This window comes from Pseudomonas sp. GL-B-19 (assembly GCF_019956415.1).
Classification (GTDB): Bacteria; Pseudomonadota; Gammaproteobacteria; order Pseudomonadales; family Pseudomonadaceae; genus Aquipseudomonas.
In genome coordinates this window covers 1-10,734 of record NZ_JAHBDK010000026.1, presented here as the reverse complement: position 1 = coordinate 10,734, position 10,734 = coordinate 1, and the positions used below count along the sequence as shown (strand labels likewise).

The window sequence follows — 10,734 nt, the reverse complement described above, 5'->3', positions numbered from 1 at the left end:
CGTGTCTCTGATCGCTTCTGACCACTTCCGCATCGTTGTCGGCCTCGGCAAGAGCGGCATGTCCCTGGTTCGCTTCCTGGCGAACCGGGGCACGTCGTTTGCTGTCGCCGATACGCGGGAAAATCCACCGGAACTGGCCGCGCTCAAGCGTGACTATCCGCACGTGGAAGTGCGTTGTGGCGAGCTGGACGTCGAGTTCCTGTGCCGTGCCGACGAGCTCTACGTGAGCCCTGGCCTGGCGCTGGCGACCCCGGCCCTGCAGGCTGCCGCTGCCCGTGGCGTGAAATTGTCCGGCGACATCGAGCTGTTCGCGCGTAACGCGAAGGCACCGATTGTCGCCATCAGCGGTTCCAACGCGAAAAGCACCGTCACTACCCTGGTCGGCGAGATGGCGGCCGCGGCGGGCAAGCGAGTTGCCGTCGGCGGCAACCTCGGTACGCCGGCACTGGACCTGCTTGGCGATGACATCGAGCTGTACGTGATGGAGTTGTCGAGTTTCCAGCTGGAAACCACCGATCAACTTAACGCCGAAGTGGCGACCGTGCTCAACGTCAGCGAAGACCACATGGACCGTTACAGCGGTCTGCCGGCCTATCACCTGGCCAAGCACCGTATCTTCCGTGGCGCCAAACAGTTTGTGGTCAACCGTCAGGACGCCCTGAGCCGCCCGTTGATTGGCGAGGGTCAGCCGTGCTGGACCTTCGGTTTGAGCAAGCCGGATTTCAAGGCCTTCGGTATCCGCGAAGAAGATGGCGAGAAGTACCTGGCCTTCGAATTCCAGAACCTGATGCCGGTGCGCGAGTTGAAAATCCGTGGTGCCCACAACCAATCCAATGCCTTGGCGGCCTTGGCGCTGGGCCACGCTGTCGGTCTGCCGTTCGACGCCATGCTCACGGCCCTGCGCTCCTTCGCCGGGCTTGAGCATCGTTGCCAGTGGGTCCGTGATCTGGATGGCGTCGGCTATTACAACGACTCCAAAGCCACCAACGTCGGCGCCGCGCTGGCAGCCATCGAAGGCCTGGGTGCGGACATCGGTGGCAAGATCGTGCTGATCGCCGGTGGCGACGGCAAGGGTGCCGAGTTCAATGATCTGCGTGATCCGGTGGCGGCCAACTGCCGCGCCGTGATCCTGATGGGCCGTGATTCCGACAAGATCGGCCAGGCCATCGGCGAAGCCGTACCGCTGATTCGCGTCAGCTCACTGGTTGAAGCCGTGGAGCAATGCCGCGCTGCTGCCGAACCAGGTGACGTGGTGCTGCTGTCACCTGCCTGCGCCAGTTTCGACATGTTCAAGAACTACGAAGACCGTGGTCACCAGTTCGTCCAAGCCGTGGAGGAACTGGCATGAGCCTGAAAAACATCATCAAGCCTTATCCGTCGCCGATCATCACCGGGCGCGGTATCGACCTCGATTTCCCGATGCTCGCCGGTTGCCTGGCATTGATCGGCCTGGGGCTGGTCATGATTGCATCGGCATCGACCGAAGTGGGGGCGGTGCAGTCGGGCAGTGCGCTGTATTACATGATTCGCCACCTTATTTACGTGGTGCTGGGCCTGGGGGCCTGCATCGTCACCATGATGATTCCGATTGCCACCTGGCAACGCTTGGGCTGGATGATGCTGCTGGGTGCGTTCGGTTTGCTGGTGATGGTGATCGTTCCGGGGATCGGCCGTGAAGTGAACGGTTCGATGCGCTGGATCGGCTTCAGTTTCTTCAACGTTCAGCCTTCCGAGATCGCCAAGGTGTTCGTGGTGATCTACCTCGCCGGTTATCTGGTGCGTCGCCAGAAAGAAGTGCGTGAAAGCTGGATGGGCTTCTTCAAGCCGTTCATCGTGCTGTTGCCGATGGCAGGGCTGTTGCTGATGGAGCCGGACTTCGGTGCCACCGTCGTGATGATGGGGGCGGCTGCGGCGATGCTGTTCCTTGGCGGGGTCGGGCTGTTCCGGTTTTCCTTGATGGTGGTCCTGGCCGTCGCGGCGGTGGTGTTGTTGATTCAAGTGCAGCCATATCGAATGGCGCGCCTGACCAACTTTGCCGATCCGTGGGCCGACCAGTTCGGTGCCGGCTATCAGTTGTCGCAAGCATTGATCGCATTTGGTCGCGGCGAGTGGCTGGGCGTCGGCCTGGGCAACAGCGTGCAGAAACAGTTCTACCTGCCGGAAGCTCACACTGACTTCGTGTTCTCGGTACTGGCTGAAGAACTGGGTGCCGTGGGTTCGTTGTGCACCGTGGCGCTGTTCACCTTTGTCTGTATTCGTGGCATGTACATTGGTTATTGGGCCGAGAAGGCCAAGCAATTCTTCGCCGCCTACATCGCGTACGGCCTGTCGTTCCTGTGGATCGGTCAGTTCCTGATCAACATCGGCGTGAACGTCGGTCTGCTTCCGACCAAAGGCCTGACGCTGCCGTTCCTCAGTTATGGCGGCAGTTCGCTGGTGATTTGCGGTGCCTGTCTCGGCTTGTTGCTACGCATAGAGTGGGAGAGTCGAACCCACCTGGGCAGTGAAGAGATGGAGTTCCATGAGAGCGACTTCGCCGAGGAGCCGACCCATGGGCGCTAACGTATTGATCATGGCGGGCGGCACCGGGGGCCACGTGTTCCCTGCGCTGGCCTGTGCTCGTGAATTCCAGGCCCGCGGTTACACCGTGCATTGGCTCGGAACACCGCGTGGCATCGAGAACGATCTGGTGCCGATGGCCGGTATCGAGCTGCATCGGATCAACGCCAGCGGTCTGCGCGGCAAGGGCAAGCTGTCCTTGCTCAAGGCACCGTTCATGTTGCTCAAATCCGTCTGGCAGGCGCGGGCGATCATTCGTCAGCTGCAGCCGGTGTGCGTGGTCGGCTTCGGTGGTTTTGTGACCGGCCCTGGTGGTGTTGCCGCCAAACTGTCTGGTGTGCCGGTGATCGTTCACGAACAAAACGCCGTGGCCGGTACCGCCAATCGGTTGCTGGTGCCGTTGGCCGCCCGGGTCTGTGAAGCGTTCCCCGACACCTTTACCCTGTCGGACAGCCGTCGGACCACCGGTAACCCGGTGCGCACCGAGCTGTTCCTCGAAACAGCGCGACCAGCCCTGGCTGGTCGCAAGGCGCGTTTGCTGATCCTGGGCGGAAGCCTGGGCGCAGAACCGTTGAACAAACTGCTGCCTGAAGCCCTGTCGCAAGTCGACCCCGACCTGCGTCCGGAAGTGTTTCATCAGGCCGGAAAAAACCACGATGAAGTGACTGCAGAGCGCTATCGCGCGGCTGGCGTCGAGGCGCAAGTGCAGCCTTTCATCAAAGACATGGCCCAAGCCTATGGCTGGGCCGACCTGGTGGTGTGCCGCGCAGGCGCGCTGACCATCAGTGAACTGGCCGCCGCCGGTCTGCCTTCGATGCTGGTGCCTTTGCCCCACGCGATCGACGATCACCAGACCCGCAACGCCGATTATTTGGCCCGTGAAGGCGCTGCCTTCCTGATGCCGCAAAGAACGACTGGCGCAGCGGATCTTGCCGCTCGCCTGACAGAGGTCCTGATGCAACCACAACGACTCAACGATATGGCCTGCGCGGCACGCCGCCTGGCCAAACCCGATGCCACCCGTAACGTGGTCGATACCTGCCTGGAGGTGGCCCATGGTTGAGAATCAGAAAGCCATGCCGCAACCGGAAATGCGCCGCATCCGTAAAATCCACTTCGTCGGTATCGGCGGCGTGGGCATGTGCGGCATCGCTGAAGTGTTGTTGAACCTGGGCTATGAAGTGTCCGGTTCCGACCTGAAAGCGTCGCCAGTGACCGAGCGCCTGGAGTCTTTCGGCGCGCAGATCTTTATCGGCCACCGCGCCGAGAACGCCGCGTCTGCCGATGTGTTGGTGGTGTCGAGCGCCGTCAACACCTCCAACCCGGAAGTCGCGACTGCGCTGGAACGCCGTATTCCGGTGGTGCCTCGCGCCGAGATGCTGGCCGAACTGATGCGCTACCGTCACGGTATCGCCGTCGCCGGTACGCACGGTAAAACCACCACCACCAGCCTGATCGCTTCGGTGTTCGCGGCCGGTGGCCTGGACCCGACGTTCGTCATTGGTGGCCGTCTGAATGCCGCGGGCACCAATGCCCAGCTCGGCACCAGTCGTTACCTGATTGCCGAAGCCGACGAAAGCGACGCCAGTTTCCTGCACTTGCAGCCGCTGGTGGCCGTGGTCACCAACATCGACGCCGATCACATGGCGACCTACGACGGTGACTTCAACAAACTGAAGAAAACCTTCGTCGAGTTCCTTCACAACCTGCCGTTCTACGGTTTGGCTGTGGTGTGCCTGGACGATCCGGTGGTGCGTGAAATCCTCCCGCAGGTCAAACGCCCGACCGTCACTTACGGCTTTGGCGATGACTGCGACGTACGCGCCATCAATGTGCGTCAGCAAGGCATGCAGACTTTCTTCACGGTGCTGCGCCCTGATCGCGAGCCGCTGGATGTCTCGGTGAACATGCCGGGCAACCACAACGTATTGAACGCGCTGGCCACCATCTGCATCGCCTCTGACGAAGGTGTCAGCGATGAAGCCATTGTCCAGGGCTTGTCCGGGTTCCAGGGTGTCGGTCGTCGCTTCCAGGTCTACGGCGAACTGCCGGTCGAAGGCGGCAACGTGATGCTGGTCGACGACTACGGTCACCACCCGACCGAAGTCGCCGCGGTTATCAAAGCCGTGCGTGGTGGCTGGCCGGAGCGCCGCCTGGTGATGGTTTACCAGCCGCACCGTTACAGCCGCACCCGCGACCTGTACGACGATTTCGTCAATGTACTGGCTGACGCCAACGTCCTGCTGTTGATGGAAGTCTATCCGGCTGGCGAAGAGCCGATCCCGGGCGCCGACAGCCGCAAGTTGTGCAACAGCATCCGTCAGCGCGGTCAGTTGGACCCGATTTACATCGAGCGCGGTGTCGATCTTGCGCCGCTGGTCAAGCCACTGCTGCGTGCCGGCGACATCCTGCTGTGCCAGGGCGCCGGTGATATCGGTGGCCTTGCACCCAAACTTTTGAACAGTCCGTTGTTCGCTGGCGCCGTTGCCGCGCCAAGCGTGGGGAAGTTGAAATGACTGCTGCTTACGCCAACCTCGTCTCCACTGTCGCGCCGACAGACTTCGGCCGCGTTGCCGTGCTCTTCGGCGGCAAAAGTGCCGAGCGGGAAGTTTCCCTGAAGTCGGGTAACGCGGTCCTCGCGGCACTGCAAAGTGCCGGTGTGGACGCGTTCGGTCTCGACGTCGGCGATGACCTGTTGCAGCGTTTGCTCAACGAAAAGATCGACCGCGCCTTCATCATCCTCCACGGTCGTGGTGGCGAAGACGGCAGCATGCAAGGCTTGCTCGAATGCTTGGGCATTCCGTACACCGGCAGCGGCATTCTGGCTTCGGCTCTGGCCATGGACAAGCTGCGCACCAAACAGGTCTGGCACAGCCTGGGTATTCCGACGCCGCGTCACGCCGTATTGAGCAGCGAAGCCGATTGTATTTCGGCAGCGACGGAACTGGGCTTCCCTTTGATCGTCAAACCGGCGCATGAAGGTTCAAGTATCGGTATGGCCAAAGTGAGTTCCGCGTCCGAATTGATCGACGCCTGGAAAGCGGCCAGTACCTACGATTCGCAAGTGTTGGTCGAACAATGGATTCACGGTCCGGAGTTCACCATCGCCACCCTGCGTGACCAGGTGTTGCCTCCGATTGCCCTGGGCACGACGCACAGCTTCTACGACTACGACGCCAAGTACATCGCCAACGATACCCAGTACCGCATTCCGTGCGGGCTGGACAGCACCAAGGAAAAGGAACTCATGGACCTCACGGCGAAAGCCTGCGAGGCGCTGGGTATCGCCGGTTGGGGCAGGGCAGACGTGATGCAGGATTCCGACGGGCAGTTCTGGTTCCTGGAAGTGAACACCGCACCGGGCATGACCGATCACAGCCTGGTGCCGATGGCGGCCCGTGCTGCCGGTCTGGATTTCCAGCAACTGGTTCTGGCCATTCTGGCAGCCAGTTTCGAGGTAAGAGGTTAAGACCATGCAAGGCGCGCAGCTAAGACATCAGCCCCCTCCAGCTCCCGGCCGCAAGTCGGTGCCACGGGGTGCCAGCCGAATGGTGGCCAAAGAGCCGATGTCGATGCGCCTGCCGAAAGCCAATTTTGGTTTTCTCAAAGCCTTGTTCTGGCCGGTGCTGTTGGTTGCGCTGGGGTTTGGTACTTACGAAGGCGCGCAGCGTTTGCTGCCTTACGCCGACCGGCCGATTACCAAGATCAACGTGCAGGGCGATTTGAGTTACATCAGCCAGCAAGCCGTGCAGCAGCGGATCGCCCCGTACGTGGCGTCGAGCTTCTTCACCATCGACCTGGAGAGCATGCGTACCGAGCTTGAAACGATGCCATGGATCGCCCACGCCGAAGTGCGCCGGGTGTGGCCGGATCAAGTAGTGATCCGCCTGGAAGAACAACTGCCGGTGGCCCGTTGGGGCGATGAATCGCTGTTGAACAACCAGGGCCAGGCATTCACCCCGCGTGAGCTGGCGAACTACGAACACTTGCCACAGCTGTTCGGCCCACAACGGGCTCAACAGCAGGTGATGCAGCAATACCAGGTGCTGAGCCAGATGCTCAGGCCGCTGGGCTTCTCGATTGCACGCCTGGAATTGCGTGAACGCGGCAGCTGGTTCCTGACCACCGGCGCCGGCAGTGCTGGTCCCGGGATCGAACTGCTGCTGGGGCGGGGCAAGCTGGTGGAGAAGATGCGCCGTTTCATCGCCATCTATGACAAGACGCTTAAAGAACAGATTACGAACATTGCGCGCATCGATCTGCGCTACGCCAACGGCCTCGCTGTTGGCTGGCGGGAACCTGTAGCGCCCACGATAGCCCAACCCGCTGTCGCGAAGAATTAAGAAGAGGCAGGACCCATGGCAAACGTGCAAAGCGGCAAAATGATCGTCGGTCTCGATATCGGCACCTCCAAGGTGGTGGCGCTGGTCGGCGAGGTTGCGGACGACGGCACGCTGGAAATCGTCGGGATCGGTACCCATCCGTCCCGTGGCCTGAAGAAAGGCGTGGTGGTGAACATCGAATCCACCGTGCAGTCGATCCAGCGCGCCATCGAAGAAGCGCAGTTGATGGCCGGTTGCCGCATTCACTCGGCGTTTGTCGGCGTGGCCGGCAATCACATCCGCAGCCTGAACTCCCACGGCATCGTCGCCATTCGTGATCGCGAAGTCAGCCCGGCCGACCTTGAGCGCGTCCTCGACGCTGCCCAGGCTGTGGCGATCCCGGCGGACCAGCGCGTGCTGCACACCTTGCCGCAGGATTACGTGATCGATAACCAGGAAGGCGTCCGTGAGCCACTGGGCATGTCTGGCGTGCGTCTGGAAGCCAAGGTTCACGTGGTCACTTGCGCCGTCAACGCCGCACAGAACATTGAAAAATGCGTGCGTCGTTGTGGCCTGGAAATCGACGACATCATTCTCGAACAACTGGCTTCCGCGTATTCGGTCCTGACCGACGACGAGAAAGAGCTCGGCGTATGCCTGGTGGACATCGGCGGCGGCACCACCGACATCGCCATCTTCACCGAGGGTGCGATCCGTCACACCGCAGTGATCCCGATTGCGGGCGATCAGGTGACCAACGACATCGCCATGGCGTTGCGCACCCCGACCCAGTACGCCGAAGAAATCAAGATCCGCTACGCCTGCGCCCTGGCCAAACTGGCCGGTGCCGGTGAAACCATCAAGGTCCCAAGCGTTGGCGACCGTCCACCGCGCGAGCTGTCCCGTCAGGCCCTGGCCGAAGTGGTCGAGCCGCGTTACGACGAGCTGTTCACGCTGATCCAGGCCGAACTGCGTCGCAGCGGTTACGAAGACCTGATCCCGGCCGGCATCGTGCTGACCGGCGGTACGGCGAAGATGGAAGGCGCCACCGAACTGGCCGAAGAAATTTTCCACATGCCGGTGCGCCTGGGCGTGCCGCATGGCGTCAAGGGCCTGGACGACGTGGTTCGCAACCCGATTTATTCCACAGGCGTTGGTCTGTTGATGTACGGCCTGCAAAAGCAGTCCGACGGGATTTCGTTCTCGGGCATCAGCAGCCGTGACAGCTACAGCAATGACGAACCGAAAGCCGCCTTGCTCGATCGCATCAAGAGCTGGGTACAAGGCAACTTCTAAAGATTTACCGCGGCACCGTTGTAGAAACAGGCAGTAGGCGAAAAAACTAGAGAATGTAAAGGAGAGGGAAAATGTTCGAACTCGTAGACAACATCCCCGCAAGCCCGGTTATTAAAGTTATCGGTGTTGGCGGTGGCGGCGGAAACGCTGTGAATCACATGGTCAAGAGCAACATTGAAGGCGTTGAATTCATCTGCGCCAACACTGATGCCCAGGCGCTGAAATCCATCGGCGCGCGGACCATCCTGCAACTGGGTACCGGTGTGACCAAAGGTCTTGGCGCCGGCGCCAACCCTGAAGTGGGTCGTCAGGCCGCTCTCGAAGACCGTGAGCGTATTGCCGAAGTCCTGCAGGGCACCAACATGGTGTTCATCACCACTGGCATGGGCGGCGGTACCGGTACCGGTGCGGCGCCAATCATTGCCGAAGTGGCCAAGGAAATGGGGATCCTCACCGTTGCAGTGGTGACTCGTCCGTTCCCGTTCGAAGGTCGCAAGCGCATGCAGATCGCCGACGAAGGCATCCGTCTGCTGTCTGAAAGCGTCGACTCGTTGATCACCATTCCCAACGAGAAACTGCTGACCATTCTTGGCAAGGACGCAAGCCTGCTGTCCGCATTCGCCAAGGCTGACGATGTGCTGGCCGGTGCCGTTCGCGGTATCTCCGACATCATCAAGCGTCCGGGCATGATCAACGTCGACTTCGCCGACGTACGTACCGTGATGAGCGAAATGGGCATGGCGATGATGGGCACTGGCTGCGCCAGCGGTCCGAACCGCGCGCGCGAGGCCACCGAAGCGGCCATTCGCAACCCGTTGCTCGAAGACGTGAACCTGCAAGGTGCACGCGGCATCCTGGTGAACATCACCGCCGGTCCTGATCTGTCTCTGGGTGAGTACTCCGACGTGGGTAGCATCATTGAAGCCTTCGCCTCCGAGCACGCGATGGTCAAGGTCGGTACCGTTATCGATCCGGACATGCGCGATGAGTTGCACGTGACTGTGGTTGCTACTGGTCTGGGCGCTAAAATCGAGAAGCCTGTGAAGGTCATCGACAACACCGTTCACACCTCGATGGCCTCCCAGCCGCAACAATCGGCTCCCGCTCGTCAGGAACAACCGGCGGTAAACTACCGTGACCTGGACCGTCCGACCGTCATGCGCAACCAGGCTCAGGCCGGTGCTGCGACTGCCGCGAAGATGAATCCGCAAGATGATCTGGACTACCTGGACATCCCGGCATTCCTGCGTCGTCAGGCTGATTGATGGAATGTATCAGGGCTATGAAGTTGATTGGTGTTCAGCAAAGGTCTGGTCTGCTATCATCGCCAGCCTTTGTTGATACCAGTTCGCAATTTGCGCTGAAGCGGCCCAAGCCATGATTAAACAACGCACACTGAAAAATATTATCCGTGCCACAGGTGTAGGCCTGCACTCCGGGGAGAAGGTATACCTGACCCTCAAGCCCGCGCCTATCGACACCGGCATTGTGTTTTGTCGTGCTGACCTCGATCCTGTGGTGCAGATACCTGCTCGCGCAGAAAACGTTGGCGAAACCACTATGTCGACCACACTGGTCAACGGTGACGTCAAAGTGGACACGGTGGAGCACTTGCTCTCGGCCATGGCTGGCCTGGGCATCGATAACGCCTACGTCGAGCTCTCCGCGTCCGAAGTACCAATCATGGATGGTAGCGCTGGACCTTTCGTATTCCTGATTCAATCGGCTGGCCTGGAAGAGCAGGATGCCGCCAAGAAGTTCATCCGGATCCTGCGGGAAGTGACAGTGGAAGACGGCGACAAGCGCGCCACTTTCGTCCCTTTCGAAGGTTTCAAGGTGAGCTTCGAGATCGATTTCGATCACCCGGTTTTCCGTGACCGCACACAAAGTGCAAGCGTGGATTTTTCCAGCACTTCGTTCGTAAAAGAAGTCAGCCGCGCCCGTACCTTTGGTTTCATGAGTGACATCGAGTACCTGCGCAAGCACAACCTCGCACTCGGCGGCAGCGTTGAAAACGCTATTGTGGTCGACGCGGATGGTGTACTGAACGAAGACGGCCTTCGCTATGAAGACGAATTCGTGAAGCACAAGATCCTCGATGCAATTGGTGACCTCTACCTGCTGGGCAATAGCCTGATTGGTGAGTTCAAGGGCTTCAAGTCCGGACATGCATTGAACAACCAGCTGCTGCGCAAGTTGATTGAGCAGACAGATGCTTGGGAAGTCGTGACTTTCGAAGACGCCAGCACTGCACCGATCTCTTACATGCGTCCTGTCGCGGCCGTGTAAGCAAAAAACCTCTCTAGTTTTTAAAGGCTGCCTTCGGGTGGCCTTTTTTTATCTCTCAAACTTTGTGGCGCCATACTGGCCCTATCGCGAGCAGGCTCGCTCCCACAGTAGACCGAGTACCCCTGTAATTGGATGGACTCGCCCACGCCGAGGCGTCAATGCGCCACGGTGGCAGTCTAAGAAGCCAACGGCAGCGAGGGCGAGTCCATGAAAAAGAATACGACGCTTAAACAGTCCCTGTCTTCAACCGATGTGTCGGCCTGTACGA

Annotated in this window: 9 protein-coding genes; all 9 read left to right on the top strand. The window is 60.2% G+C overall.

Annotation, left to right across the window (positions count from 1 at the left end; all coding sequences use genetic code 11):
* Nucleotide 1 precedes the first annotated feature (1 nt).
* The 9 genes from murD to lpxC all read left to right on the top strand — a co-directional run bounded on the left by murD (nt 2) and on the right by lpxC (nt 10,466).
* Nucleotides 2-1,348, top strand: coding sequence for a UDP-N-acetylmuramoyl-L-alanine--D-glutamate ligase (gene murD, locus KGB06_RS10900; RefSeq protein WP_223515274.1), 1,347 nt, complete (start codon nt 2-4; stop codon nt 1,346-1,348).
* Nucleotides 1,345-2,562 (top strand): putative lipid II flippase FtsW, encoded by a 1,218-nt coding sequence (ftsW, locus tag KGB06_RS10895; RefSeq protein ID WP_411741844.1) that lies wholly within the window; start codon nt 1,345-1,347, stop codon nt 2,560-2,562. Before murD ends, ftsW begins: the two co-directional genes overlap by 4 nt.
* Nucleotides 2,552-3,622, top strand: a complete 1,071-nt coding sequence (murG, locus tag KGB06_RS10890) for an undecaprenyldiphospho-muramoylpentapeptide beta-N-acetylglucosaminyltransferase (protein ID WP_223515272.1) — start codon at nt 2,552-2,554, stop codon at nt 3,620-3,622. Before ftsW ends, murG begins: the two co-directional genes overlap by 11 nt.
* A complete protein-coding gene (murC, locus tag KGB06_RS10885; protein ID WP_223515269.1) occupies nt 3,615-5,075 on the top strand; it encodes a UDP-N-acetylmuramate--L-alanine ligase in 1,461 nt (486 codons plus the stop codon). Before murG ends, murC begins: the two co-directional genes overlap by 8 nt.
* Nucleotides 5,072-6,028 (top strand): D-alanine--D-alanine ligase, encoded by a 957-nt coding sequence (locus KGB06_RS10880; RefSeq protein WP_223515267.1) that lies wholly within the window; start codon nt 5,072-5,074, stop codon nt 6,026-6,028. The genes murC and KGB06_RS10880 overlap by 4 nt, the downstream gene beginning before the upstream one ends.
* A 4-nt stretch (nt 6,029-6,032) precedes the next feature.
* Entirely contained in the window at nt 6,033-6,902 is an 870-nt protein-coding gene (locus KGB06_RS10875) for a cell division protein FtsQ/DivIB (protein WP_223515264.1), read from the top strand.
* Nucleotides 6,903-6,917: 15 nt separating this feature from the next.
* Nucleotides 6,918-8,177 carry a cell division protein FtsA gene (ftsA, locus tag KGB06_RS10870; RefSeq protein WP_223515261.1) on the top strand — a complete coding sequence of 420 codons (1,260 nt, stop codon included), beginning with the start codon at nt 6,918-6,920 and terminating at the stop codon, nt 8,175-8,177.
* A gap of 71 nt (nt 8,178-8,248) precedes the next feature.
* Nucleotides 8,249-9,442, top strand: coding sequence for a cell division protein FtsZ (ftsZ, locus tag KGB06_RS10865; RefSeq protein WP_007943486.1), 1,194 nt, complete (start codon nt 8,249-8,251; stop codon nt 9,440-9,442).
* 112 nt (nt 9,443-9,554) lie between these two features.
* Nucleotides 9,555-10,466: a UDP-3-O-acyl-N-acetylglucosamine deacetylase gene (gene lpxC / locus KGB06_RS10860; protein WP_008060300.1), complete on the top strand. Its 912-nt coding sequence runs from the start codon at nt 9,555-9,557 to the stop codon at nt 10,464-10,466.
* Nucleotides 10,467-10,734: the final 268 nt, after the last annotated feature.